The 25,062-nt window shown below is 51.6% G+C and carries 22 protein-coding genes and 4 pseudogenes; 13 read left to right on the top strand and 13 right to left on the bottom strand.

The annotated features are described in order from the left end of the window. Positions 1–7: 7 nt before the first annotated feature. The 4 genes and pseudogenes from glpF to fpr all read left to right on the top strand — a co-directional run bounded on the left by glpF (position 8) and on the right by fpr (position 4,466). Positions 8–853: pseudogene (gene glpF, locus ACUU1M_RS01865) on the top strand (glycerol uptake facilitator protein GlpF). Positions 854–892: 39 nt separating this feature from the next. Then, positions 893–2,383 (top strand): annotated as a pseudogene (gene glpK / locus ACUU1M_RS01860) (glycerol kinase GlpK). Positions 2,384–2,612: 229 nt separating this feature from the next. After that, the gene (gene glpX, locus ACUU1M_RS01855; protein WP_001250644.1) at positions 2,613–3,623 is read left to right on the top strand and encodes a class II fructose-bisphosphatase; all 1,011 of its coding nucleotides are present in this window, start codon (positions 2,613–2,615) and stop codon (positions 3,621–3,623) included. Positions 3,624–3,719: 96 nt separating this feature from the next. Then, a complete protein-coding gene (fpr, locus tag ACUU1M_RS01850) occupies positions 3,720–4,466 on the top strand; it encodes a ferredoxin--NADP(+) reductase (protein ID WP_000796323.1) in 747 nt (248 codons plus the stop codon). Between the two features lie 4 nt (positions 4,467–4,470). Here fpr and uspD read toward each other — a convergent pair whose 3' ends face one another. The 3 genes from uspD to ACUU1M_RS01835 all read right to left on the bottom strand — a co-directional run bounded on the left by uspD (position 4,471) and on the right by ACUU1M_RS01835 (position 5,877). Next, positions 4,471–4,899 (bottom strand): universal stress protein UspD, encoded by a 429-nt coding sequence (uspD, locus tag ACUU1M_RS01845; RefSeq protein WP_000323561.1) that lies wholly within the window; start codon positions 4,897–4,899, stop codon positions 4,471–4,473. 26 nt (positions 4,900–4,925) lie between these two features. After that, positions 4,926–5,225: a DUF406 domain-containing protein gene (locus tag ACUU1M_RS01840; RefSeq protein WP_000655986.1), complete on the bottom strand. Its 300-nt coding sequence runs from the start codon at positions 5,223–5,225 to the stop codon at positions 4,926–4,928. A 211-nt stretch (positions 5,226–5,436) separates the two neighbouring features. Beyond that, a complete protein-coding gene (locus ACUU1M_RS01835) occupies positions 5,437–5,877 on the bottom strand; it encodes a DUF805 domain-containing protein (protein WP_000155257.1) in 441 nt (146 codons plus the stop codon). Between the two features lie 100 nt (positions 5,878–5,977). Between ACUU1M_RS01835 and ACUU1M_RS01830 the strand changes: the two genes are divergently transcribed. Next, positions 5,978–6,577 carry a YiiQ family protein gene (locus ACUU1M_RS01830; RefSeq protein WP_000802226.1) on the top strand — a complete coding sequence of 200 codons (600 nt, stop codon included), beginning with the start codon at positions 5,978–5,980 and terminating at the stop codon, positions 6,575–6,577. A gap of 107 nt (positions 6,578–6,684) precedes the next feature. After that, entirely contained in the window at positions 6,685–7,452 is a 768-nt protein-coding gene (gene tpiA, locus ACUU1M_RS01825; protein ID WP_001216325.1) for a triose-phosphate isomerase, read from the top strand. A gap of 54 nt (positions 7,453–7,506) precedes the next feature. Here the strand turns inward: tpiA and cdh are convergent, their stop codons facing one another. The 5 genes from cdh to cpxP form a co-directional block, all read right to left on the bottom strand. After that, a complete protein-coding gene (cdh, locus tag ACUU1M_RS01820) occupies positions 7,507–8,262 on the bottom strand; it encodes a CDP-diacylglycerol diphosphatase (protein ID WP_000708994.1) in 756 nt (251 codons plus the stop codon). A 106-nt stretch (positions 8,263–8,368) separates the two neighbouring features. Beyond that, positions 8,369–9,358, bottom strand: coding sequence for a sulfate/thiosulfate ABC transporter substrate-binding protein Sbp (gene sbp / locus ACUU1M_RS01815; protein WP_001045670.1), 990 nt, complete (start codon positions 9,356–9,358; stop codon positions 8,369–8,371). A gap of 319 nt (positions 9,359–9,677) precedes the next feature. Beyond that, the gene (gene pfkA / locus ACUU1M_RS01810) at positions 9,678–10,640 is read right to left on the bottom strand and encodes a 6-phosphofructokinase (protein ID WP_000591795.1); all 963 of its coding nucleotides are present in this window, start codon (positions 10,638–10,640) and stop codon (positions 9,678–9,680) included. A 180-nt stretch (positions 10,641–10,820) separates the two neighbouring features. Then, on the bottom strand, positions 10,821–11,723 hold the full coding sequence (fieF, locus tag ACUU1M_RS01805) for a CDF family cation-efflux transporter FieF (RefSeq protein WP_152028850.1): 903 nt from the start codon (positions 11,721–11,723) through the stop codon (positions 10,821–10,823). Positions 11,724–11,870: 147 nt separating this feature from the next. Then, positions 11,871–12,371 carry a cell-envelope stress modulator CpxP gene (gene cpxP, locus ACUU1M_RS01800; RefSeq protein WP_001223800.1) on the bottom strand — a complete coding sequence of 167 codons (501 nt, stop codon included), beginning with the start codon at positions 12,369–12,371 and terminating at the stop codon, positions 11,871–11,873. Between the two features lie 149 nt (positions 12,372–12,520). Here cpxP and cpxR point away from each other — a divergent pair, with 149 nt between their 5' ends. Together cpxR and cpxA are read left to right on the top strand one after the other, a co-directional pair. Then, complete coding sequence (gene cpxR / locus ACUU1M_RS01795) at positions 12,521–13,219, top strand: envelope stress response regulator transcription factor CpxR (protein WP_001033722.1); 699 nt, start codon at positions 12,521–12,523, stop codon at positions 13,217–13,219. Beyond that, positions 13,216–14,589: an envelope stress sensor histidine kinase CpxA gene (cpxA, locus tag ACUU1M_RS01790; protein WP_000580417.1), complete on the top strand. Its 1,374-nt coding sequence runs from the start codon at positions 13,216–13,218 to the stop codon at positions 14,587–14,589. The genes cpxR and cpxA overlap by 4 nt, the downstream gene beginning before the upstream one ends. Before the next feature lie 105 nt (positions 14,590–14,694). Here the strand turns inward: cpxA and yiiM are convergent, their stop codons facing one another. From yiiM to sodA, 3 genes are all read right to left on the bottom strand, one after another. Beyond that, complete coding sequence (gene yiiM, locus ACUU1M_RS01785; RefSeq protein ID WP_001270271.1) at positions 14,695–15,369, bottom strand: 6-hydroxyaminopurine reductase; 675 nt, start codon at positions 15,367–15,369, stop codon at positions 14,695–14,697. Between the two features lie 148 nt (positions 15,370–15,517). Next, positions 15,518–16,501, bottom strand: a complete 984-nt coding sequence (gene kdgT, locus ACUU1M_RS01780) for a 2-keto-3-deoxygluconate transporter (protein ID WP_001166063.1) — start codon at positions 16,499–16,501, stop codon at positions 15,518–15,520. A 259-nt stretch (positions 16,502–16,760) separates the two neighbouring features. Further along, complete coding sequence (gene sodA, locus ACUU1M_RS01775; RefSeq protein ID WP_001297064.1) at positions 16,761–17,381, bottom strand: superoxide dismutase [Mn]; 621 nt, start codon at positions 17,379–17,381, stop codon at positions 16,761–16,763. 284 nt (positions 17,382–17,665) lie between these two features. On the opposite strand from sodA, the pseudogene rhaT reads away from it, so the two are divergent. Next, a pseudogene (gene rhaT, locus ACUU1M_RS01770) lies at positions 17,666–18,700 on the top strand (L-rhamnose/proton symporter RhaT). Here the strand turns inward: rhaT and rhaR are convergent. Then, positions 18,697–19,545: an HTH-type transcriptional activator RhaR gene (gene rhaR / locus ACUU1M_RS01765; RefSeq protein ID WP_001309108.1), complete on the bottom strand. Its 849-nt coding sequence runs from the start codon at positions 19,543–19,545 to the stop codon at positions 18,697–18,699. The pseudogene rhaT and the gene rhaR overlap by 4 nt on opposite strands. Positions 19,546–19,618: 73 nt before the next feature. Then, positions 19,619–20,455, bottom strand: a complete 837-nt coding sequence (gene rhaS / locus ACUU1M_RS01760) for an HTH-type transcriptional activator RhaS (protein ID WP_000217105.1) — start codon at positions 20,453–20,455, stop codon at positions 19,619–19,621. A 287-nt stretch (positions 20,456–20,742) separates the two neighbouring features. Here rhaS and rhaB point away from each other — a divergent pair. From rhaB to rhaM, 4 genes and pseudogenes are all read left to right on the top strand, one after another. Beyond that, positions 20,743–22,208, top strand: a pseudogene (gene rhaB / locus ACUU1M_RS01755) (rhamnulokinase). Then, complete coding sequence (gene rhaA / locus ACUU1M_RS01750) at positions 22,205–23,464, top strand: L-rhamnose isomerase (RefSeq protein ID WP_000211505.1); 1,260 nt, start codon at positions 22,205–22,207, stop codon at positions 23,462–23,464. Before rhaB ends, rhaA begins: the two are co-directional and overlap by 4 nt. 241 nt (positions 23,465–23,705) lie before the next feature. After that, on the top strand, positions 23,706–24,530 hold the full coding sequence (gene rhaD / locus ACUU1M_RS01745) for a rhamnulose-1-phosphate aldolase (protein ID WP_001179717.1): 825 nt from the start codon (positions 23,706–23,708) through the stop codon (positions 24,528–24,530). Positions 24,531–24,539: 9 nt separating this feature from the next. After that, entirely contained in the window at positions 24,540–24,854 is a 315-nt protein-coding gene (gene rhaM, locus ACUU1M_RS01740) for an L-rhamnose mutarotase (protein WP_000619511.1), read from the top strand. The last annotated feature ends 208 nt before the right edge of the window (positions 24,855–25,062 follow it).

The raw sequence follows: 25,062 nt of genomic DNA, 5'->3' as shown, positions 1-25,062 counted from the left end.
TCCGATTATGAGTCAAACATCAACCTTGAAAGGCCAGTGCATTGCTGAATTCCTCGGTACCGGGTTGTTGATTTTTTTCGGTGTGGGTTGCGTTGCAGCACTAAAAGTCGCTGGTGCGTCTTTTGGTCAGTGGGAAATCAGTGTCATTTGGGGACTGGGGGTGGCAATGGCCATCTACCTGACCGCAGGGGTTTCCGGCGCGCATCTTAATCCCGCTGTTACCATTGCATTGTGGCTGTTTGCCTGTTTCGACAAGCGCAAAGTTATTCCTTTTATCGTTTCACAAGTTGCCGGCGCTTTCTGCGCTGCGGCTTTAGTTTACGGGCTTTACTACAATTTATTTTTCGACTTCGAGCAGACTCATCACATTGTTCGCGGCAGCGTTGAAAGTGTTGATCTGGCTGGCACTTTCTCTACTTACCCTAATCCTCATATCAATTTTGTGCAGGCTTTCGCAGTTGAGATGGTGATTACCGCTATTCTGATGGGGCTGATCCTGGCGTTAACGGACGATGGCAACGGTGTACCACGCGGCCCTTTGGCTCCCTTGCTGATTGGTCTACTGATTGCGGTCATTGGCGCATCTATGGGCCCATTGACAGGTTTTGCCATGAACCCAGCGCGTGACTTCGGTCCGAAAGTCTTTGCCTAGCTGGCGGGCTGGGGCAATGTCGCCTTTACCGGCGGCAGAGACATTCCTTACTTCCTGGTGCCGCTTTTCGGCCCTATCGTTGGCGCGATTGTAGGTGCATTTGCCTACCGCAAACTGATTGGTCGCCATTTGCCTTGCGATATCTGTGTTGTGGAAGAAAAGGAAACCACAACTCCTTCAGAACAAAAAGCTTCGCTGTAATATGACTACGGGGCAATTAAACATGACTGAAAAAAATATATCGTTGCGCTCGACCAGGGCACCACCAGCTCCCGCGCGGTCGTAATGGATCACGATGCCAATATCATTAGCGTGTCGCAGCGCGAATTTGAGCAAATCTACCCAAAACCAGGTTGGGTAGAACACGACCCAATGGAAATCTGGGCCACCCAAAGCTCCACGCTGGTAGAAGTGCTGGCGAAAGCCGATATCAGTTCCGATCAAATTGCAGCTATCGGTATTACGAACCAGCGTGAAACCACTATTGTCTGGGAAAAAGAAACCGGCAAGCCTATCTATAACGCCATTGTCTGGCAGTGCCGTCGTACCGCAGAAATCTGCGAGCATTTAAAACGTGACGGTTTAGAAGATTATATCCGCAGCAATACCGGTCTGGTGATTGACCCGTACTTTTCTGGCACCAAAGTGAAGTGGATCCTCGACCATGTGGAAGGCTCTCGCGAGCGTGCACGTCGTGGTGAATTGCTGTTTGGTACGGTTGATACGTGGCTTATCTGGAAAATGACTCAGGGCCGTGTCCATGTGACCGATTACACCAACGCCTCTCGTACCATGTTGTTCAACATCCATACCCTGGACTGGGACGACAAAATGCTGGAAGTGCTGGATATTCCGCGCGAGATGCTGCCAGAAGTGCGTCGTTCTTCCGAAGTATACGGTCAGACTAACATTGGCGGCAAAGGCGGCACGCGTATTCCAATCTCCGGGATCGCCGGTGACCAGCAGGCCGCGCTGTTTGGTCAGTTGTGCGTGAAAGAAGGGATGGCGAAGAACACCTATGGCACTGGCTGCTTTATGCTGATGAACACTGGCGAGAAAGCGGTGAAATCAGAAAACGGCCTGCTGACCACCATCGCCTGCGGCCCGACTGGCGAAGTGAACTATGCGTTGGAAGGTGCGGTGTTTATGGCAGGCGCATCCATTCAGTGGCTGCGCGATGAGATGAAGTTGATTAACGACGCCTACGATTCCGAATATTTCGCCACCAAAGTGCAAAACACCAATGGTGTGTATGTGGTTCCGGCATTTACCGGGCTGGGTGCGCCGTACTGGGACCCGTATGCGCGCGGGGCGATTTTCGGTCTGACTCGTGGGGTGAACGCTAACCACATTATACGCGCGACGCTGGAGTCTATTGCTTATCAGACGCGTGACGTGCTGGAAGCGATGCAGGCCGACTCTGGTATCCGTCTGCACGCCCTGCGCGTGGATGGTGGCGCAGTAGCAAACAATTTCCTGATGCAGTTCCAGTCCGATATTCTCGGCACCCGCGTTGAGCGCCCGGAAGTGCGCGAAGTCACCGCATTGGGTGCGGCCTATCTCGCAGGCCTGGCGGTTGGCTTCTGGTAGAACCTCGACGAGCTGCAAGAGAAAGCGGTGATTGAGCGCGAGTTCCGTCCAGGCATCGAAACCACTGAGCGTAATTACCGTTACGCAGGCTGGAAAAAAGCTGTCAAACGCGCGATGGCGTGGGAAGAACACGACGAGTAATGTCAGGCACCTGAATCGATTGCCTGATGCTGATCGCCTGATGCGACGCTTACGCGTCTTATCAGGCCTACGAGCCAATGCCATTTTGTGTAGGCGGGATAAGGCGTTCACGCCGCATCCGGCATCACGCAGACTCTGAAACCGTGCGGGGGCAACCCCGCACACATCAATAATCCCACCCTTCCCCTGTGCTACACTTCGCGCCATTCCTTACTGCTTAGAGTTTGCTATGAGACGAGAACTTGCCATCGAATTTTCCCGCGTCACCGAATCTGCGGCGCTGGCTGGCTACAAATGGTTAGGACGCGGCGATAAAAACACCGCGGACGGCGCGGCGGTAAACGCCATGCGTATTATGCTCAACCAGGTCAACATTGACGGCACCATCGTCATTGGTGAAGGTGAAATCGACGAAGCACCGATGCTCTACATTGGTGAAAAAGTCGGTACTGGTCGCGGCGACGCGGTAGATATTGCTGTTGATCCGATTGAAGGCACGCGCATGACGGCGATGGGCCAGGCTAACGCGCTGGCGGTGCTGGCAGTAGGCGATAAAGGCTGCTTCCTCAATGCGCCGGATATGTATATGGAGAAGCTGATTGTCGGGCCGGGAGCCAAAGGCACCATTGATCTGAACCTGCCGCTGGCGGATAACCTGCGCAATGTAGCGGCGGCGCTCGGCAAACCGTTGAGCGAACTGACGGTAACGATTCTGGCTAAACCACGCCACGATGCCGTTATCGCTGAAATGCAGCAACTCGGCGTACGCGTATTTGCTATTCCGGACGGCGACGTTGCGGCCTCAATTCTCACCTGTATGCCAGACAGCGAAGTTGACGTGCTGTACGGTATTGGTGGCGCGCCGGAAGGCGTGGTTTCTGCGGCGGTGATCCGCGCATTAGATGGCGACATGAACGGTCGTCTGCTGGCGCGTCATGACGTCAAAGGCGACAACGAAGAGAATCGTCGCATTGGCGAGCAGGAGCTGGCACGCTGCAAAGCGATGGGCATCGAAGCCGGTAAAGTATTGCGTCTGGGCGATATGGCGCGCAGCGATAACGTCATCTTCTCTGCCACCGGTATTACCAAAGGCGATCTGCTGGAAGGTATTAGCCGCAAAGGCAATATCGCGACTACCGAAACGCTGCTGATCCGCGGCAAGTCACGCACCATTCGCCGCATTCAGTCCATCCACTATCTGGATCGCAAAGACCCGGAAATGCAGGTGCACATTCTCTGAGTGATTTGATCGATTGAGCCTTCCAGTCCTTCGGGACTGGAATTTTTTTGTTCGGAGAACGAAGATAAGGCAAGTCAATCAAAACAGGAGAAAAACATGGCTGATTGGGTAACAGGCAAAGTCACTAAAGTGCAGAACTGGACCGACGCCCTGTTTAGTCTCACCGTTCACGCCCCCGTGCTTCCGTTTACCGCCGGGCAATTTACCAAGCTTGGCCTTGAAATCGACGGCGAACGCGTCCAGCGCGCCTACTCCTATGTTAACTCGCCCGATAATCCCGATCTGGAGTTTTACCTGGTCACCGTCCCCGATGGCAAATTAAGCCCACGATTGGCGGCACTGAAACCGGGCGATGAAGTGCAGGTGGTTAGCGAAGCAGCTGGCTTCTTTGTTCTGGACGAAGTACCGGACTGCGAAACGCTATGGATGCTGGCAACCGGTACAGCGATTGGCCCTTATTTATCGATTCTGCAACTAGGCAAAGATTTAGATCGCTTCAAAAATCTGGTCCTGGTTCACGCCGCACGTTATGCCGCCGACTTAAGCTATTTGCCACTGATGCAAGAACTGGAAAAACGCTACGAAGGCAAACTGCGCATTCAGACGGTGGTCAGTCGGGAAACGGCAGCGGGGTCGCTCACCGGACGGATACCGGCATTAATTGAAAGTGGGGAACTGGAAAGCGTGATTGGCCTGCCGATGAATAAAGAAACCAGCCATGTGATGCTGTGCGGCAATCCACAGATGGTGCGCGATACACAACAGTTGCTGAAAGAGACCCGGCAGATGACGAAACATTTACGTCGCCGACCGGGCCATATGACAGCGGAGCATTACTGGTAAGCGGTTACTTATCGATAAACGGCACGATGAGCAAATCCGCACTCATCTTATTGATCATCCCGCGATATGCCGGCATCAAACGGTTGATAAATGAGTGATGATGACCACAGACAAGGAGGTCGCACTGCTCTTTTTGCATAATTTCCAGCAGTGTTTCCGGCATTTCTCCGCGTTCAATACGCAGTTTTGTCTTCGGCCATTGAATATTTTTCGTCAGTTTATACAGCTTGTTATCCGACTTATTCTTCAACAATTGAAGAATATCTTCTGTTGCAGGGAAGTAGATACCCGGATACAACTCGCTTAAGCCATCATCAATATGAATTAACGTCAGGTGAGCGTCATTATATCTGGCGAGCTCCAGGGCTTTATTCACCAGTAAGGCATCTTCTTCATTCCCGGAAATTGCCACGCCAATGTGTTTATAAGCCATGTTTAACTCCTTCTAAAGCAACTCCATCAAGCTAACGAACGCAGTGATAACTCAAAAATAATCATCTCGGCCTGGCATGAGAAAGTGAAGGCCGCATCAAGCTCAACTTGCCCCTCCAGATCCTTAATCTTATAGGCCACGCTGGCCCCTTCATCTGCAGAGGATGCAGCGGCGGCAAGCTCTTTCAGTTTGGTCATAAAAGACTCTGCTTCTTCGCGGGTGGCAAAAAAGCGCGAAAACTTACTGGTACAGTTGTCGTTATCAATCACCGTACCGATATCAATCGCACATCCTTTAGTACTGCATTTATCTACGACATCTTTCATAGGGCACCTCTGTATATTCGCCTCTCTGTCGATTACGACTTAAGAATAATGCGCCGTTAAGGGAAGAACAAACAAGTAATGATCTTATGGATTACCATTTTTTTTGATATTGCTTAAGGTGAAGAGTTCAGAAGGATTTTCCGGGTATTGTCATTTGCATCGTGGAAATAACAATCCCGGAAAAAAATAGCAGTAAGAGATATATTAAAGGTTAATTACTTGATTTATTGTCGGCTTTATACTTCACATCCTGAGTATCTTTACCATATTTATTTTCGCCTTGTGTGCCAACAAACGCACCAAGATCGATAAGCATCATCACCAGAATCAACGTCGGGACAAAACGCCCCACCGCCCATTGCCAGACACCCGGTAAAATCGCCCAGTTACCCGCCAGCAGCATCCACGCCACAATCATCAGAAATGCCCATGCGCCGGAACGCCCGCGATCATGCAAGCGCTTAACAGTTACTGCCGCTGTTGGCCAGAGCAAGCACACAAGGCAAAACGCCGCGGTCTGAATATCGAGTAGATTCTTACCCGCCAGTGAGAAAAGCACCAGCATGCCTGCGAACCACAGGCCTATCCAAATCCAGAAATCACGGCGTCCAATACGCCCTTTAAATGAGAATAACCATTGCTGTATGGTCATGTAAGTTCCTTGATGGTTGTCTTTTCCAGGATTCTACCCTTTTGACAAGGGCGACAGATATCGTTTTAATCGGAGCCAGTCATAACAAAAGGTACTGTCAATGAAGCCAGGGTGTACGCTGTTTTTTCTCTTATGTTCTGCATTAACCGTTACAACAACGGCGCATGCACAAACACCAGATACGGCAACGACCGCGCCTTATCTGCTGGCTGGAGCCCCTACTTTCGATCTCTCCATCAGCCAGTTTCGAGAAGACTTTAACAGCCAGAATCCCAGCCTGCCACTGAACGAATTTCGTGCCATCGACAGCAGTCCCGACAAAGCCAATCTCACTCGTGCTGCAAGTAAAATTAACGAGAACTTGTATGCTTCTACAGCGCTGGAGCGCGGTACCTTAAAAATCAAAAGCATTCAAATGACCTGGCTACCCATCCAGGGGCCAGAGCAAAAAGCAGCGAAAGCGAAAGCTCAGGAATACATGGCAGCAGTGATCCGCACACTCACCCCATTAATGACCAAAACACAAAGCCAGAAAAAACTGCAGTCGCTACTAACGGCGGGGAAAAACAAACGTTATTACACCGAGACAGAAGGTGCACTGCGTTATGTTGTCGCGGACAACGGCGAAAAGGGGCTGACCTTCGCTGTTGAACCGATTAAGCTGGCGCTATCTGAATCGCTTGAAGGTTTGAATAAATGACAAAAAGCAAAGCCTTTGTGCCGATGAATCTCTATACTGTTTCACAGACCTGCTGCCCTGCGGGGCGGCCATCTTCCTTTATTCGCTTATAAGCGTGGAGAATTAAAATGCGACATCCTTTAGTGATGGGTAACTGGAAACTGAACGGCAGCCGCCACATGGTTCACGAGCTGGTTTCTAACCTGCGTAAAGAGCTGGCAGGTGTTGCTGGCTGTGCGGTTGCAATCGCACCACCGGAAATGTACATCGATATGGCGAAGCGCGAAGCTGAAGGCAGCCACATCATGCTGGGTGCGCAAAACGTGGACCTGAACCTGTCCGGCGCATTCACCGGTGAAACTTCTGCCGCTATGCTGAAAGACATCGGCGCTCAGTACATCATCATCGGCCACTCTGAACGTCGTACTTACCACAAAGAGTCTGACGAACTGATTGCGAAAAAATTCGCGGTGCTGAAAGAGCAGGGTCTGACTCCGGTTCTGTGCATCGGTGAAACCGAAGCTGAAAACGAAGCGGGAAAAACTGAAGAAGTTTGCGCACGTCAGATCGACGCGGTACTGAAAACTCAGGGTGCTGCGGCATTCGAAGGTGCGGTTATCGCTTACGAACCTGTATGGGCAATCGGTACTGGCAAATCTGCAACTCCGGCTCAGGCACAGGCTGTTCACAAATTCATCCGTGACCACATCGCTAAAGTTGACGCTAACATCGCTGAACAAGTGATCATTCAGTACGGCGGCTCTGTAAACGCGTCTAACGCTGCAGAACTGTTTGCTCAGCCAGACATCGACGGCGCGCTGGTTGGCGGTGCTTCTCTGAAAGCTGACGCTTTCGCAGTGATCGTTAAAGCTGCAGAAGCGGCTAAACAGGCTTAAGTCTGACAGGTGCCGGATTTCATATCCGGCACTTACTTTCCTTAACTCCTCGCCTTAACGCAAAATCTCACACTCATGATCCTGGATTTCCTCGGCTGAAGCACGGTTCAGCGTCAGTAGATTTCGTTGTGTCGCCAGCAACACAAACGAATTATCACTCTGCCGTACCATCGCCAGCCCGTAGCTTCCCATATGTTCCCGCGCCTCAGGCACTTCTTCTGCAAGCATCATAAATGGGCTGCGTTGTACCAGTTCGCTTTCCGTTACCCGACGCGCCAGGTATTCATGCCCGCGCAAACCACCTGGCAGTGGCAACCAGCGGCTGCTGATGTTCGCCAGATTTTTATCCAGTTGTTCGCGCACATCAGGACGAATACAAGAGATATGAATATGAAAATGGTTTTGCGTACGCCCGGTGCGGGAGTTGATCGCCAAAGAAACCGCGCGATCGGGAACCGGCTGGCCGTATTTTTTGCTCATAAAATCACGCGCCTGCCAGGCCAACCAAAAGAAGTTCGGCGTTGAAGGATCGGTCAACAAAGGACTTTCAGTACCGTTAATACGATACGTTGGCATCAACAGATATTGCAGTGGACCATTAAGATCTTTTAAAACCACGTATCCGGCATTGGGTTTGACTTCCGCACATGGCGAAGGATTTTGATTTTGCTGCTGATTGGGCAAACATTCCTCAAGGACAATCTTACGTAATGTATCCGACTCTTCACCGGTTAATTTCCAGTAACCAATACCGGCAGCCACAACGGCGATAACTATCATCACCAAAAAAAGAAGACCCGCTTTTTTCATCTTTTTTTCCCTGTACCTCAAAGAGATGCAAGGGTAACGCAAAATCGTGACAAATAAAAAACCCGGTCGCGAGAAACCACCGGGTTTGATAATTATCCTAGGGAAATCAGCGTTTGCTGATCTGATCGAACGTACCGCCGTTAGCAAAATGCTCTTTTTGCGCTTTCGTCCAGCCGCCGAACTCTTCATCAATGGTGAATAACTTCAGCTTTGGAAACGCATTTTCGTACTTTTTCGCTACTTCAGCGTCGCGCGGACGGTAGTAGTTTTTCGCGGCAATTTCCTGACCTTCTGGCGAGTAGAGATATTTCAGGTAGGCTTCCGCCACCTCTTTGGTGCCTTTTTTCTCGACCACTTTATCGACCACCGACACCGTTGGCTCTGCGAGGATAGACTCACTCGGCGTGACGATTTCGAATTTATCTTTCCCCAGTTCATTCGCTGCCAGCAGAGCTTCGTTTTCCCAGGCGATCAGTACATCGCCAATCCCGCGCTCGACAAAGGTGTTAGTGGAGCCGCGCGCGCCAGAATCCAGAACTTCGACGTTTTTATACAGTGCCCGAACAAAATCCTGTGCTTTTGCCTGATCGTTGTTGTTGTGATGCAGCGCGTAGCCCCAGGCAGCCAGGTAGTTCCAGCGTGCGCCACCAGAGCTTTTCGGATTAGGCGTGATCACCGAAACACCCGGTTTAATCAGATCGTTCCAGTCATGGATCTGCTTCGGATTGCCCTTACGCACCAGGAAAACAATGGTGGAAGTGTACGGTGCGGAGTTATCCGGCAGACGTTTGATCCACTCTTTATCAATCCGCCCGCGTTCCGCAATCGCGTCCACGTCATAGGCCAGAGCCAGCGTGACAACATCAGCTTCAATACCGTTGATTACCGACGTCGCTTGTTTACCTGAACCACCGTGTGACTGACGAATCACCACGTTATCACCAGTTTGCTGTTTCCAGTGGGCGCTGAATGCCTTGTTGTACTGTTCGTACAATTCGCGCGTTGGATCATATGAAACGTTAAGAAGCTGAATATCCTTTGCCATAACGCTGATTGCCGCCAGCAAAAATGTTAACCCTACGCCCCACTTGTTCATCGCCCGACTCTCTTATGTTGTGTTGTGATGAGCAAAGCGTGCCAGAAGGTTAACCAAACATTAAAGAATAAAAAAAGATTGGCTATAACTTGCGGGTATATGTTGAGGGATTAAAAAGGCGGAAGAAATCCGCCTCATATTGCTGACAAAGTGCGCTTTGTCCATGCCGGATGCGGCGCGAACGCCTTATCCGGCCTACAAAAGTTTGCAAATTCAATAAATTGTAGAATTCATGTAGGCCTGATAAGCGAAGCGCATCAGGCATTTTTGCTTCTGTCATCGGTTTCAGGCTAAAGGAATCTGCCTTTTTCCGAAATCATTAATACAGTTTTTTCGCGCAGTCCAGCCAGTCACCTTTGAACGGACGCTTCATGTTTTCGATAGCGTCGATGATGTCGTGGTGAACCAGCTGTTCGTTCTGGATACCTACACAACGACCGCCGTAACCTGCCAGCAGCAGATCGATAGCGTAAGCGCCCATACGGGAAGCCAGAATACGGTCGTAAGGCACCGGAGAACCACCGCGCTGGATGTGGCCCAGCACAGTTGCGCGGGTTTCACGACCGGTTTCTTTCTCGATGAAATGCGCCAGTTCGTCAACATCACACATATGTTCGGTAATCGCCACGATCGCGTGTTTTTTACCTTTCGCGATACCCGCTTTGATTTCGTTTACCAGGTCTTCACGGCTGAATTCAACTTCCGGAACTACAACGAATTCACAGCCACCGGCAATGGCCGCAGCCAGGGTCAGATCGCCACAATAACGGCCCATCACTTCCACCACGGAAATACGCTGGTGAGAAGAAGAGGTGTCACGCAGACGGTCGATCGCTTCTACAACGGTGCTCAGCGCAGTGAAGAAACCGATAGTGTAGTCAGTGCCTTTGATGTCGTTGTCGATAGTGCCCGGCAGACCGATGCACGGGAAGCCCATTTCGGTCAGACGCATTGCACCCATGTAGGAACCGTCACCGCCGATAACCACCAGCGCGTCGATACCACGTTTTTTCAGGTTTTCGATAGCCACGGCGCGGATGTTCTCGTCGCGGAATTCCGGGAAACGCGCAGAACCGAGGAACGTACCGCCACGGTTGATCATGTCAGACACGCTGTAACGGTCTAGCTGTACCATACGATCTTCATACAGACCCAGATAGCCGTCATAAATACCCATTACTTCCAGACCTTCTGTCAGCGCAGAACGAACAACCCCGCGAATTGCGGCGTTCATGCCTGGCGCATCACCGCCGCTTGTCAACACACCTATTTTCTTAATCATGACTACCTCTGAACTTTGGAATGCAAAATGAAATCTGTTGCCGGAAGTCTTCTTGCACATCGAAGTGATCCAACGAATGTGCAAATAGTATAACAATCACTTCCTGCTGAATTGATTCAGGTCAGGCCAAATGGCGGTATTTTATACACAAAATGCGGGTCTGGCTCTCTTTTATACTGATTATGAAAGCATAGACCGTTTACCCTCCCTGGGTACGACGGAACAGGGGTCCTGATGGATAATCACATCCGAGCCCGGAAAACGCCGTAAAATAGCCTGCTCTACCTGATCCGCCACCATATGTGCCTGAACCAAAGGCAGAGAGTCTTCCATTTCCAAATGAATCTGAATAAAGCGGGTCGGCCCTGACTGCCGCGTGCGAAGATCGTGAGCGCCGCTAACACCCGGCCAGGAAGTCACGATATCAATAATTTCTTGCCGTTCTTCATCAGGCAATGCGCGATCCAGTAATGACTGTACCGCCTCATATCCCATGCGTAACGCGCTATATAAAATATAGATGCCGATTCCCAATGCAAACAGAGCATCGGCGCGATGCCAGCCGTACCAAGACACCCCCAGCGCCAGCAGAATTGCGCCGTTCATCATAACATCAGACTGGTAATGTAGCATATCAGCCCGCACCGCCTGGCTTTGCGTCCGGCGCACCACCCACCGCTGAAACGAGACAAGGATAATCGTACAAATTAGCGCCACAATTGTCACGATAACCCCGACGCCTGGATCTGTCATCGGTGTTGGAGATACCAGATGTTGAATACCCGTCAAAAACAGGAATAGTGCCGAACCGGAGATAAACATACTTTGCGCCAGCGCCGCGAGGGACTCAGCTTTACCGTGACCAAACGAGTGATTATCGTCGGCAGGTTGCAGGGAATATCGCACCACCAGTAAATTCGTCAACGACGCGCCGATATCCACCAGCGAATCCACCAGCGCGGCGAGAATACTCACCGACCCGGTATACCACCATGCAAAAATTTTAATCAGCAATAGCAACGAAGCCATCGCCGTCGCAGCAATCGCCGCCCGACTGACCAGCCGTCCATAAGATTGATTCATAAATACTCCCGCTATCAACTGACGCTAGTATAACGGAAGCAAATCATCTGCAATGCATTAAGCAGCAGGCAAATTGAGGATAAAAAAAACCCCACATCATGTGGGGGAAGACAGGGATGGTGTCTATGGCAAGGAAAACAGGGTTTACTACTGGGAACGTGAGTTGCTACTACTCAATAGCTTCAACGATGAACTTTTTTGCCATTGCGTCACGTCACGCAACTGCTCCATTCGTTGTTGATGTTTCTCGTTTAAAACCGCTTGCTGCTCCGGCGTTAACAGGCGATACATTTGGTTGCGGACTTTTGCCATCTCAACCTGACGAGCAATTTGCTCATTCGCCATTTTTTCTGCCTGTGCGCGCACAGCGTTTTCATCAAAATTTTCTGCGGTGACAAGGCGATGCATTGTCTCCAGTTCGCTAACATTAACAGGAGGCTGTTCGTGCCGGGCCTGTTGCATAAGATCTCGCATCTGCTGACGCTGATGTTCGGTTAAACTTATGCCGTCGAACATATGGCTCTGCGTACTGCGCTGCGTAAGTTCTTCACCCGGATGCCAGTTATCGCCAGAACCGACTTCAGCAGCGTGGCTTAATGAACTGACTGCCAGCGTTGAGGCCATGACGGCAGCGGTAACTATGCGCATCATTTGCTCCCAAAATCTTTCTGTCGCGATTCAACGATAGAGAGTTTACGATTCAGGCTGCAAACATGCGTCAGGGGGTGTAAAACAACGTAAAGTCATGGATTAGCGACGTCTGATGACGTAATTTCTGCCTCGGAGGTATTTAAACAATGAATAAAATCCTGTTAGTTGATGATGACCGAGAGCTGACTTCCCTATTAAAGGAGCTGCTCGAGATGGAAGGCTTCAACGTGATTGTTGCCCACGATGGGGAACAGGCGCTTGATCTTCTGGACGACAGCATTGATTTACTTTTGCTTGACGTAATGATGCCGAAGAAAAATGGTATCGACACATTAAAAGCACTTCGCCAGACACACCAGACGCCTGTCATTATGTTGACGGCGCGCGGCAGTGAACTTGATCGCGTTCTCGGCCTTGAGCTGGGCGCAGATGACTATCTCCCGAAACCGTTTAATGATCGTGAGCTGGTGGCACGTATTCGCGCGATCCTGCGCCGTTCGCACTGGAGCGAGCAACAGCAAAACAACGACAACGGTTCACCGACACTGGAAGTTGATGCCTTAGTGCTGAATCCAGGCCGTCAGGAAGCCAGCTTCGACGGGCAAACGCTGGAGTTAACCGGTACTGAGTTTACCCTGCTCTATTTGCTGGCACAGCATCTGGGTCAGGTGGTTTCCCGTGAACATTTAAGCCAGGAAGTGTTGGGCAAACGCCTGACGCCTTTCGACCGCGCTATTGATATGCACATTTCCAACCTGCGTCGTAAACTGCCGGATCGTAAAGATGGTCACCCGTGGTTTAAAACCTTGCGTGGTCGCGGCTATCTGATGGTTTCTGCTTCATGATAGGCAGCTTAACCGCGCGCATCTTCGCCATCTTCTGGCTGACGCTGGCGCTGGTGTTGATGTTGGTTTTGATGTTACCCAAGCTCGATTCACGCCAGATGACCGAGCTTCTGGATAGCGAACAGCGTCAGGGGCTGATGATTGAGCAGCATGTCGAAGCGGAGCTGGCGAACGATCCGCCCAACGATTTAATGTGGTGGCGGCGTCTGTTCCGGGCGATTGATAAGTGGGCACCGCCAGGACAGCGTTTGTTATTGGTGACCACCGAAGGCCGCGTGATCGGCGCTGAACGCAGCGAAATGCAGATCATTCGTAACTTTATTGGTCAGGCCGATAACGCCGATCATCCGCAGAAGAAAAAGTATGGCCGCGTGGAACTGGTCGGTCCGTTCTCCGTGCGTGATGGCGAAGATAATTACCAACTTTATCTGATTCGTCCGGCCAGCAGTTCTCAATCCGATTTCATTAACTTACTGTTTGACCGCCCGCTATTACTGCTGATTGTCACCATGTTGGTCAGTACGCCGCTGCTGTTGTGGTTGGCCTGGAGTCTGGCAAAACCGGCGCGTAAGCTGAAAAACGCTGCCGATGAAGTTGCCCAGGGAAACTTACGCCAGCACCCGGAACTGGAAGCGGGGCCACAGGAATTCCTTGCCGCAGGTGCCAGTTTTAACCAGATGGTCACCGCGCTGGAGCGCATGATGACCTCTCAGCAGCGTCTGCTTTCTGATATCTCTCACGAGCTGCGCACCCCGCTGACGCGTCTGCAACTGGGTACGGCGTTACTGCGCCGTCGTAGCGGTGAAAGCAAGGAACTCGAGCGTATTGAAACCGAAGCGCAACGTCTGGACAGCATGATCAACGATCTGTTGGTGATGTCACGTAATCAGCAAAAAAACGCGCTGGTTAGCGAAACCATCAAAGCCAACCAGTTGTGGAGTGAAGTGCTGGATAACGCGGCGTTCGAAGCCGAGCAAATGGGCAAGTCGTTGACAGTTAACTTCCCGCCTGGGCCGTGGCCGCTGTACGGCAATCCGAACGCCCTGGAAAGTGCGCTGGAAAACATTGTTCGTAATGCTCTGCGTTATTCCCATACGAAGATTGAAGTGGGCTTTGCGGTAGATAAAGACGGTATCACCATTACGGTGGACGACGATGGTCCTGGCGTTAGCCCGGAAGATCGCGAACAGATTTTCCGTCCGTTCTATCGGACCGATGAAGCACGCGATCGTGAATCTGGCGGTACAGGATTGGGGCTGGCGATTGTTGAAACCGCCATTCAGCAGCATCGTGGCTGGGTGAAGGCAGAAGACAGCCCGCTGGGCGGTTTACGGCTGGTGATTTGGTTGCCGCTGTATAAGCGGAGTTAAACTCCGCATTTGTAGGCAGGATAAGGCGTTTACGCCGCATCCGGCATTTGAGCAGGATGCCTGATGCGACGCTGATAGCGTCTTATCAGGCCTACACTCCGGGGGTTATTTTCCCCACAACCGGCGGGAAAAATCTTCGATCTTGCCGCTCAGTCGGCGCTTTTGCATCGTCCACGTCCAGCTTTTCGATAACCCGGCGGCGGAGAGTAAACGGTGATACTGATCGTCATCAAACGGCATATGCCATGCGATGGCGGCAGCCTCCTGCACGGTCACATCGCTGACACGGGAAACCAACTCCAGCGGCGCGTCCGCAGACACTTTCCCTGGCGCTATCACGCTATACAACCACCCCACCTTACCTGTGTTTTGCATCAACTGCGCTATATCGCTGATATCAAAATGGTAATTGAGTTTATAGCAAGGCGAGCGCGGCTGGCTGACCTGAATTAATGCCTCTCCCCAGCGGAAAATATCGCCCATATGAACATTACTTTCCGTGAGACCGTCGGTTGAGAGATTTTCGCCAAACGCAGGCGCAACAAACAACTCCGCCTGTTCCGGAAATTCCCGCACCCAGTAGAGATAGTGCTCACGAGGATAATGACACAGCGCTCTGTCTGGCCCGCCGTGAACCTTTTTCTCCGCCTGCTCGTCACCTTCCAGCCCCAGCTCCGTCAGCATCAACTCACCATCAACCTGGATTTTGGCAATTGCGCTGGGTTTGCCTTCGGGATAAGCCTGAATCTTGCCTGTGTATACATCAACCGGATATCGCATCTGTTCCCTCTCCACGAGAAATTTCCCCATTAGACCATATTTATTTTATGTCAGCCGTGCTGTTTTCGCGGTAAGTATCCAGGCAGGAACTCAATAGCAAACCGGACGAACGTTAGTTCATCCGGCTGTGGGGATTAAGGAAGCAGGTTTATTTCACCGTACCTAAAATTTCGATTTTCGCTGCTCTGGCTTTGACTTTACGTGACCAGATAGAGGTAAGAATTGGCACCAGAATCGAAGTCACAATGACCGCCGTCGCTACCAGCGAAGTTGCTGCCGGAGCCATCGGTTTAAACGCAGGCACCATTTCTGCAATCAGCACAGGTGTCGCTACCGCGGCCCCTGCGGAACTGGAAGCGGCAATTCCGGCAGTGCCATCGCCACCGCCAATCAATTTATCGGCGATAATCAACGGAATACCGGTCACGATAATTACTGCCACACCCAACAGGATCCCCAGCAAACCAGTCTGGGCAATCACAGTCAAATCAATGGTATTGCCCAGCGCGAAGGCAAAGAATGGAATCAGCGTTTGCACCGCTTTGCTGAAAAATTCTCGTAATTCAGGGTCAAGATTCCCCAGGGCAAAGCCCACCAGGAACGGTAATACTGCGCCGACGAAAACATGCGGTTCAAACGAGGCAATCCCGGCAGTGCCCAGAATAATCATCGTCATGAGCGGCCCGGACTCCAACGACATCAACACAAATGCCCCAGCTTCTTCTTTCGTACCGTACTGCTGCATGATGGAAGCGTAAAGTCCGCCGTTGGTCATATCCATCGCCGCCACCAGCGCCAGCGTTGAAAGTCCGGCAAAGAATCCAACTTCAACACCATGTTCCGGAATAATGCGCGAGGCAATTGCCGCAACCACCCACGCGACGGCAATTTTAGTTACCACCAGCGTACCGGATTTACGCAGTACCGTTCCCGTCGCGCTTAATTTTATTGACGCCCCCATGCAAAAAAACCACACCGCCAGAATGGGCACCGTACCGGTAATCATCCCGTTGGTGAATGATCCAAAATATTTCCCCGCCCCCGGCGAGAAGGTGTGGCACAGTGCGCCAAGGAATAGCGGGACGAGCATCATCCCCCCCGGGATTTTCTCAATCGAGCGTTTTATCTGCATTTCCATCACCTGTCGGCATATTTTTAAGGGCTGATGCGTAATTCCTCAATGGAGCATCAGTGTTGATGGAAACGAAGATAGACATTCATTTAATCAATAAAAGTGATCAAAACCACATCAATTGAAATGCTGTTTTATTTTTATAGGATTATTGTTTTTATTTTGGAATTGATCACAAAAAAACCACCGCCGTTGGCGATGGTTCATTTTTTAAGCTGATATGCGGCCTATACGCCTCATTGCAGCAGGCGGCAAATGATTATTTTTTCGCCGCAAAACGTGCCGCTGCTTCGTCCCAGTTCACCACGTTCCAGAACTCTTTGATGTAGTCCGGACGGCGGTTCTGGAATTTCAGGTAGTAAGCATGTTCCCACACATCCAGGCCCAGAATCGGGAAGCCGGAAGCGCCAGAAATAGCTTCACCCATCAGCGGAGAATCCTGGTTAGCAGTAGAAACCACCGCCAGTTTATCGCCTTTCAGCACCAGCCATGCCCAGCCGGAACCAAAGCGGGAAGCTGCCGCTTTTTCAAATTCTGCTTTGAAGTTATCAACGGAGCCGAAGTCACGTTCGATAGCCGCTTTCAGGTCACCCTGCAGGGTGGTGCCTTTTTTCAGACCTTTCCAGAACAGGCTGTGGTTAGCGTGACCGCCAGCGTTGTTGCGCAGTACGGTTTTCTTGTCTGCTGGCAGCTGGTCCAGTTTGGTGATCAGCTCTTCAACCGGCAGGTTGGCAAATTCTGGCAGGCTTTCCAGCGCCGCGTTGGCGTTGTTTACGTAGGTCTGATGGTGTTTGGTGTGGTGGATTTCCATGGTCTGCTTATCGAAGTGCGGTTCCAGGGCATCGTAAGCATACGGCAGGGATGGCAGGGTATAGCTCATATTCATCTCCAGTATTGTCGGGCGGCCGATTGTTAATGCCGCGTAAGCAGTTGGTTCATTATAGTTAATTAAATGATATTGAAAATGATTATCAATGCCGTACTTTTCGTAAGGGTATGGTTTTGCAGGAAAATGCCCGAGATGTGAAGCAAATCACCCACTTAATGCCGTGATTGCCAGTAAATCGACAACGGCGGCAACAGGCGAAAGGTTAATCGACAGCACGATTTTTACACTCATCTCGTCGGAGATGTGAAGCGACGAAAAATGATGAGGATAAGAAGATGAGTAACGCGATTACGATGGGGATATTTTGGCATTTGATCGGCGCGGCCAGTGCAGCCTGTTTTTACGCTCCGTTCAAAAAAGTAAAAAAATGGTCATGGGAAACCATGTGGTCAGTCGGTGGGATTGTTTCGTGGATTATTCTGCCGTGGGCCATCAGCGCCCTGTTACTACCGGATTTCTGGGCGTATTACAGCTCGTTTAGTCTCTCTACGCTGCTGCCTGTTTTTCTGTTCGGCGCTATGTGGGGGATCGGTAATATCAACTATGGCCTGACCATGCGTTATCTCGGCATGTCGATGGGAATTGGCATCGCCATTGGCATTACGTTGATTGTCGGTACGCTGATGACGCCAATTATCAACGGCAATTTCGATGTGCTGATTAACACCGAAGGCGGACGCATGACGTTACTCGGCGTTCTGGTGGCGCTGATTGGCGTAGGGATTGTAACTCGAGCCGGGCAGTTGAAAGAGCGCAAGATGGGCATTAAAGCCGAAGAGTTCAATCTGAAAAAAGGGCTGGTGCTGGCGGTGATGTGCGGCATTTTCTCTGCCGGGATGTCCTTTGCGATGAACGCCGCAAAACCGATGCATGAAGCCGCTGCCGCACTTGGCGTCGATCCACTGTATGTCGCTCTGCCAAGCTATGTTGTCATCATGGGCGGCGGCGCGATCATTAACCTCGGTTTCTGTTTTATTCGTCTGGCAAAAGTGAAGGATTTGTCGCTAAAAGCCGACTTCTCGCTGGCAAAACCGCTGATCATTCACAATGTGTTACTCTCGGCACTGGGCGGGTTGATGTGGTATCTGCAATTCTTTTTCTATGCCTAGGGCCACGCCCGCATTCCGGCGCAGTATGACTACATCAGTTGGATGCTGCATATGAGTTTCTATGTATTGTGCGGCGGTATCGTCGGGCTGGTGCTGAAAGAGTGGAACAATACAGGACGCCGTCCGGTAACGGTGTTGAGCCTCGGTTGTGTGGTGATTATTGTCGCCGCTAACATCGTCGGCATCGGCATGGCGAATTAATCTTTCTGCGAATTGAGATGACGCCACTGGCTGGGCGTCATCCCGGTTTCCCGGGTAAACACCACCGAAAAATAGTTACTATCTTCAAAGCCACATTCGGTCGAAATATCACTGATTAACAGGCGGCTATGCTGGAGAAGATATTGCGCATGACACACTCTGACCTGCCGCAGATATTGATTGATGGTCATTCCAGTCTGCTGGCGAAATTGCTGACGCAAAACGCGCTCACTGCACGATGCCTCATCACAAAATTTATCCAGCGCAAAGGGACTTTTCAGGCTAGCCGCCAGCCGGGTAATCAGCTTATCCAGCAACGTTTCGCTGGATGTTGGCGGCAACGAATCACTGGTGTAACGATGGCGATTCAGCAACATCACCAACTGCCCGAACAGCAACTCAGCCATTTCGTTAGCAAACGGCACATGCTGACTACTTTCATGCTCAAGCTGACCGATAACCTGCCGCGCCTGCGCCATCCCCACGCTACCTAAGCGCCAGTGTGGTTGCCCTGCGCTGGCGCTAAATCCCGGAATCGCTCCCTGCCAATCAAGATTCAGCTTCAGCCGCTCCGGGCAATAAATAATATTCTGCAAAACCAGATCGTTAACGGAAGCGTAGGAGTGTTTATCGTCAGCATGAATATAAAAGAGATCGCCACGGGTAATGCGATAAGGACGATCGTTGAGTACATGCAGACCATTACCGCGCCAGACAATCACCAGCTCACAAAAATCATGTGTATGTTCGGCAAAGACATCTTGCGGATAACGGTCAGCCACAGCGACTGCCTGCTGGTCGCTGGCAAAAAAATCATCTTTGAGAAGTTTTAACTGATGCGCCACCGTGGCTACCTCGGCCAGAGAACGAAGTTGATTATTCGCAATATGGCGTACAAATACGTTGAGAAGATTCGCGTTATTGCAGAAAGCCATCCCGTCCCTGGCGAATATCACGCGGTGACCAGTTAAACTCTCGGCGAAAAAGCGTCGAAAAGTGGTTACTGTCGCTGAATCCACAGCGATAGGCGATGTCAGTGACGCTGGCCTCGCTGTGGCGTAGCAGATGTCGGGCTTTCATCAGTCGCAGGCGGTTCAGGTATCGCTGAGGCGTCAGTCCCGTTTGCTGCTTAAGCTGCCGATGTAGCGTACGCAGTGAAAGAGAAAATTGATCCGCCACGGCATCCCAATTCACCTCATCGGCAAAATGGTCCTCCAGCCAGGCCAGAAGCAAGTTGAGACGTGATGCGCTGTTTTCCAGGTTCTCCTGCAAACTGCTTTTACGCAGCAAGAGCAGTAATTGCATAAACAAGATCTCACGACTGGCGGTCGAGGGTAAATCATTTTCCCCTTCCTGCTGTTCCATCTGTGCAACCAGCTGTCGCACCTGCTGCAATACGCTGTGGTTAACGCGCCAGTGAGACGGATACTGCCCATCCAGCTCTTGTGGCAGCAACTGATTCAGCCCGGCGAGAAACTGAAATCGATCCGGCGAGCGATACAGCACATTGGTCAGACACAGATTATCGGTATGTTCATACAGATGCCGATCATGATCGCGTACGAAACAGACCGTGCCACCGGTGATGGTATAGGGCTGCCCATTAAACACATGAATACCCGTGCCATGTTCGACAATCACAATTTCATGAAAATCATGATGATGTTCAGGAAAATCCGCCTGCGGGAGCCGGGGTTCTATCGCCACGGACGCGTTACAAGACGGAAAAAAATCCACACTATGTAATACGGTCATACTGGCCTCCTGATGTCGTCAACACGGCGAAATAGTAATCACGAGGTCAGGTTCTTACCTTAAATTTTCGACGGAAAACCACGTAAAAAACGTCGATTTTTCAAGATACAGCGTGAATTTTCAGGAAATGCGGTGAGCATCACATCACCACAATTCAGCAAATTGTGAACATCATCACGTTCATCTTTCCCTGGTTGCCAATGGCCCATTTTCCTGTCAGTAACGAGAAGGTCGCGAATTCAGGCGCTTTTTAGACTGGTCGTAATGAAATTCAGCAGGATCACATTATGACCTTTCGCAATTGTGTCGCCGTCGATCTCGGCGCATCCAGTGGGCGCGTGATGCTGGCGCGTTACGAGCGTGAATGCCGCAGCCTGACGCTGCGCGAAATCCATCGTTTTAACAATGGGCTGCATAGCCAAAACGGTTATGTCACCTGGGATGTGGATAGCCTGGAAAGTGCCATTCGCCTTGGATTAAACAAGGTGTGCGAGGAAGGGATTCGTATCGATAGCATTGGGATTGATACCTGGGGCGTGGACTTTGTGCTGCTCGACCAACAGGGTCAGCGTGTGGGCCTGCCCGTTGCTTATCGCAATAGCCGCACCAATGGCCTGATGCCGCAGGCACAACAGCAACTCGGCAAACGCGATATTTATCAGCGTAGCGGCATCCAGTTTCTACCCTTCAATACGCTTTATCAGTTGCGTGCGCTGACGGAGCAACAACCTGAACTTATTCCACACATTGCTCACGCTCTGCTGATGCCGGATTACTTCAGTTATCGCCTGACCGGCAAGATGAACTGGGAATATACCAATGCCACCACCACACAACTGGTCAATATCAATAGCGACGACTGGGACGAGTCGCTACTGGCGTGGAGCGGGGCCAACAAAGCCTGGTTTGGTCGCCCGACGCATCCGGGTAATGTCATTGGGCACTGGATTTGCCCGCAGGGTAATGAGATTCCGGTGGTCGCCGTTGCCAGCCATGATACCGCCAGCGCGGTTATCGCCTCGCCGTTAAACGGTTCACGCGCCGCTTATCTCTCTTCTGGCACCTGGTCATTGATGGGCTTCGAAAGCCAGACGCCATTTACCAATGACACGGCGCTGGCAGCCAACATCACCAATGAAGGCGGGGCGGAAGGTCGCTATCGGGTGCTGAAAAATATTATGGGCTTATGGCTCAGCGAGTGCTTCAGGAACGGCAAATCAACGATCTCCCGGCGCTTATCGCCGCGACACAGGCACTTCCGGCCTGCCGCTTCATCATCAATCCCAATGACGATCGCTTTATTAATCCTGACGAGATGTGCAGCGAAATTCAGGCTGCGTGTCGGGAAACGGCGCAACCGATCCCGGGAAGTGATGCTGAACTGGCGCGCTGTATTTTCGACAGTCTGGCGCTGCTGTATGCCGATGTGTTGCATGAGCTGGCGCAGCTGCGCGGTGAAGATTTCTCGCAACTGCATATTGTCGGCGGCGGCTGCCAGAACACGCTGCTCAACCAGCTATGCGCCGATGCCTGCGGTATTCGGGTGATCGCCGGGCCTGTTGAAGCCTCAACGCTCGGCAATATCGGCATCGAGTTAATGACGCTGGATGAACTCAACAATGTGGATGATTTCCGTCAGGTCGTCAGCACCACCGCGAATCTGACCACCTTTACCCCTAATCCTGACAGTGAAATTGCCCACTATGTGGCGCAGATTCACTCTACACGACAGACAAAGGAGCTTTGCGCATGACCACTCAACTGGAACAGGCCTGGGAGCTGGCGAAACAGCGTTTCGCGGCGGTGGGGATTGATGTCGAGGAGGCGCTGCGCCAACTTGATCGTTTACCCGTTTCAATGCACTGCTGGCAGGGCGATGATGTTTCCGGTTTTGAAAACCCGGAAGGTTCGCTGACCGGGGGGATTCAGGCCACAGGCAATTATCCGGGCAAAGCGCGTAATGCCAGTGAGCTACGTGCCGATCTGGAACAGGCTATGCGGCTGATTCCGGGGCCGAAACGGCTTAATTTACATGCCATCTATCTGGAATCAGATACGCCAGTCTCGCGCGACCAGATCAAACCAGAGCACTTCAAAAACTGGGTTGAATGGGCGAAAGCCAATCAGCTCGGTCTGGATTTTAACCCCTCCTGCTTTTCGCATCCGCTAAGCGCCGATGGCTTTACGCTCTCGCATCCCGACGACAGCATTCGCCAGTTCTGGATTGATCACTGCAAAGCCAGCCGTCGCGTTTCGGCCTATTTTGGCGAGCAACTCGGCACACCATCGGTGATGAACATCTGGATCCCGGATGGTATGAAAGATATCACCGTTGACCGTCTCGCCCCGCGTCAGCGTCTGCTGGCAGCACTGGATGAGGTGATCAGCGAGAAGCTAAACCCTGCGCACCATATCGACGCCGTTGAGAGCAAATTGTTTGGCATTGGCGCAGAGAGCTACACGGTTGGCTCCAATGAGTTTTACATGGGGTATGCCACCAGCCGCCAGACTGCGCTGTGCCTGGACGCCGGGCACTTCCACCCGACTGAAGTGATTTCCGACAAGATTTCCGCCGCCATGCTGTATGTGCCGCAGTTGCTGCTGCACGTCAGCCGTCCGGTTCGCTGGGACAGCGATCACGTAGTGCTGCTGGATGATGAAACCCAGGCAATTGCCAGTGAGATTGTGCGTCACGATCTGTTTGACCGGGTGCATATCGGCCTTGACTTCTTCGATGCCTCTATCAACCGCATTGCCGCGTGGGTCATTGGTACACGCAATATGAAAAAAGCCCTGCTGCGTGCGTTGCTGGAACCTACCGCTGAGCTGTGCAAGCTGGAAGCGGCGGGCGATTACACTGCGCGTCTGGCACTGCTGGAAGAGCAGAAATCGTTGCCGTGGCAGGCGGTCTGGGAAATGTATTGCCAACGTCACGATACGCCAGCAGGTAGCGAATGGCTGGAGAGCGTGCGGGCTTATGAGAAAGCGATTTTGAGCCAGCGTGGGTAAACACTGCCGGATGCGGCACGAGCGCCTTATCCGGCCTACGGGTCGAATGTCCATGCGGGCTGTCACCCTCACCCCGGCCCTCTCCCTGAAAGGGCGAGGGAGAAAAACATAGCCTCGTGCGGCAACGGAGCTGAACACCGCTCCGGACAGTCCCCTCGCCCCTACGGGGAGAGGGTTAGGGTGAGGGGAACAAGCCGCACCATGTCTAAACAAGGCAACCTAATTTACAGGAACACAGAACATGCAAAACATTACCCAGTCCTGGTTTGTCCAGGGAATGATCAAAGCCACCACCGATGCCTGGCTGAAAGGCTGGGACGAGCGCAACGGCGGCAACCTGACGCTGCACCTGGATGACGCCGATATCGCGCTTTATCACGACAACTTCCACCCACAACCGCGCTATATTCCGCTCAGCCAACCCATGCCTTTACTGGCAAATACGCCGTTTATTGTCACCGGCTCCGGCAAATTCTTCCGTAACGTCCAGCTCGATCCTGCAGCTAACTTAGGCGTCGTAAAAGTCGACAGCGATGGCGCGGGCTACCATATTCTCTGGGGGTTAACCAACGAAGCCGTTCCAACTTCTGAACTTCCGGCTCACTTTCTCTCCCACTGCGAGCGCATTAAAGCCACCAACGGTAAAGATCGGGTGATCATGCACTGCCACGCCACCAACCTGATCGCCCTCACCTATGTACTGGAAAACGACACCGCGGTCTTTACTCGCCAACTGTGGGAAGGCAGCACCGAATGTCTGGTAGTATTCCCGGATGGCGTTGGCATTCTGCCGTGGATGGTGCCCGGCACGGACGAAATCGGCCAGGCGACCGCACAAGAGATGCAAAAACATTCGCTGGTGTTGTGGCCCTTCCACGGTGTGTTCGGTTCCGGACCGACGCTGGATGAAGCCTTTGGTTTAATCGACACCGCAGAAAAATCAGCACAAGTATTAGTGAAGGTTTATTCGATGGGCGGCATGAAACAGACCATCAGCCGTGAAGAGTTGATAGCGCTCGGCAAGCGCTTCGGCGTTACACCACTAGCCAGTGCGCTGGCGCTGTAAGGAGCAAACATGATCCGCAAAGCCTTTGTCATGCAGGTAAACCCCGACGCCCACGAAGAGTATCAGCGTCGGCATAATCCCATCTGGCCGGAACTGGAAGCAGTGTTGAAATCTCACGGTGTGCATAACTACGCCATTTACCTCGACAAAGCGCGTAATCTGCTGTTTGCCATGGTAGAGATTGAATCTGAAGAACGGTGGAATGCGGTAGCCAGTACTGATGTTTGCCAACGTTGGTGGAAATATATGACCGATGTTATGCCCGCTAACCCAGATAACAGCCCGGTGAGTAGCGAGCTGCAAGAAGTGTTTTACCTGCCGTAATTGCCCAATGTGCCGGAGATGCCTCCGGCACAATATTTTAAATTTCGATTTGAAAAATTAAACATATTACATCTCCCGGTAAGTTATATTTCCCTGATACATTGTGAGTAAATCACAAAAATAATGAATAACCCATTAATGATTCATGTGGTTTATTTAAATAACCATTATGTGCATTACTCCGCAAATCTGACCTTTCACTCTGTCT

The organism is Shigella sp. SIG6 (assembly GCF_053555815.1).
This window is presented reverse-complemented; position numbering and strand designations above follow the sequence as displayed.

Bases quoted from the DNA above. Each gene is read 5' to 3' on its own strand.
- rhaA (WP_000211505.1), top strand. From the start codon at position 22,205: ATGACCACTCAACTGGAACAGGCCTGGGAGCTGGCGAAACAGCGTTTC.
- sbp (WP_001045670.1), bottom strand. From the start codon at position 9,358: ATGAACAAGTGGGGCGTAGGGTTAACATTTTTGCTGGCGGCAATCAGC.
- ACUU1M_RS01830 (WP_000802226.1), top strand. From the start codon at position 5,978: ATGAAGCCAGGGTGTACGCTGTTTTTTCTCTTATGTTCTGCATTAACC.
- rhaS (WP_000217105.1), bottom strand. From the start codon at position 20,455: ATGACCGTATTACATAGTGTGGATTTTTTTCCGTCTTGTAACGCGTCC.
- pfkA (WP_000591795.1), bottom strand. From the start codon at position 10,640: ATGATTAAGAAAATAGGTGTGTTGACAAGCGGCGGTGATGCGCCAGGC.
- fpr (WP_000796323.1), top strand. From the start codon at position 3,720: ATGGCTGATTGGGTAACAGGCAAAGTCACTAAAGTGCAGAACTGGACC.
- tpiA (WP_001216325.1), top strand. From the start codon at position 6,685: ATGCGACATCCTTTAGTGATGGGTAACTGGAAACTGAACGGCAGCCGC.
- glpX (WP_001250644.1), top strand. From the start codon at position 2,613: ATGAGACGAGAACTTGCCATCGAATTTTCCCGCGTCACCGAATCTGCG.
- kdgT (WP_001166063.1), bottom strand. From the start codon at position 16,501: ATGCAGATAAAACGCTCGATTGAGAAAATCCCGGGGGGGATGATGCTC.
- uspD (WP_000323561.1), bottom strand. From the start codon at position 4,899: ATGGCTTATAAACACATTGGCGTGGCAATTTCCGGGAATGAAGAAGAT.
- cdh (WP_000708994.1), bottom strand. From the start codon at position 8,262: ATGAAAAAAGCGGGTCTTCTTTTTTTGGTGATGATAGTTATCGCCGTT.
- ACUU1M_RS01835 (WP_000155257.1), bottom strand. From the start codon at position 5,877: ATGACCATACAGCAATGGTTATTCTCATTTAAAGGGCGTATTGGACGC.
- yiiM (WP_001270271.1), bottom strand. From the start codon at position 15,369: ATGCGATATCCGGTTGATGTATACACAGGCAAGATTCAGGCTTATCCC.
- sodA (WP_001297064.1), bottom strand. From the start codon at position 17,381: ATGAGCTATACCCTGCCATCCCTGCCGTATGCTTACGATGCCCTGGAA.
- cpxA (WP_000580417.1), top strand. From the start codon at position 13,216: ATGATAGGCAGCTTAACCGCGCGCATCTTCGCCATCTTCTGGCTGACG.
- fieF (WP_152028850.1), bottom strand. From the start codon at position 11,723: ATGAATCAATCTTATGGACGGCTGGTCAGTCGGGCGGCGATTGCTGCG.
- cpxP (WP_001223800.1), bottom strand. From the start codon at position 12,371: ATGCGCATAGTTACCGCTGCCGTCATGGCCTCAACGCTGGCAGTCAGT.
- cpxR (WP_001033722.1), top strand. From the start codon at position 12,521: ATGAATAAAATCCTGTTAGTTGATGATGACCGAGAGCTGACTTCCCTA.
- ACUU1M_RS01840 (WP_000655986.1), bottom strand. From the start codon at position 5,225: ATGAAAGATGTCGTAGATAAATGCAGTACTAAAGGATGTGCGATTGAT.
- rhaD (WP_001179717.1), top strand. From the start codon at position 23,706: ATGCAAAACATTACCCAGTCCTGGTTTGTCCAGGGAATGATCAAAGCC.
- rhaM (WP_000619511.1), top strand. From the start codon at position 24,540: ATGATCCGCAAAGCCTTTGTCATGCAGGTAAACCCCGACGCCCACGAA.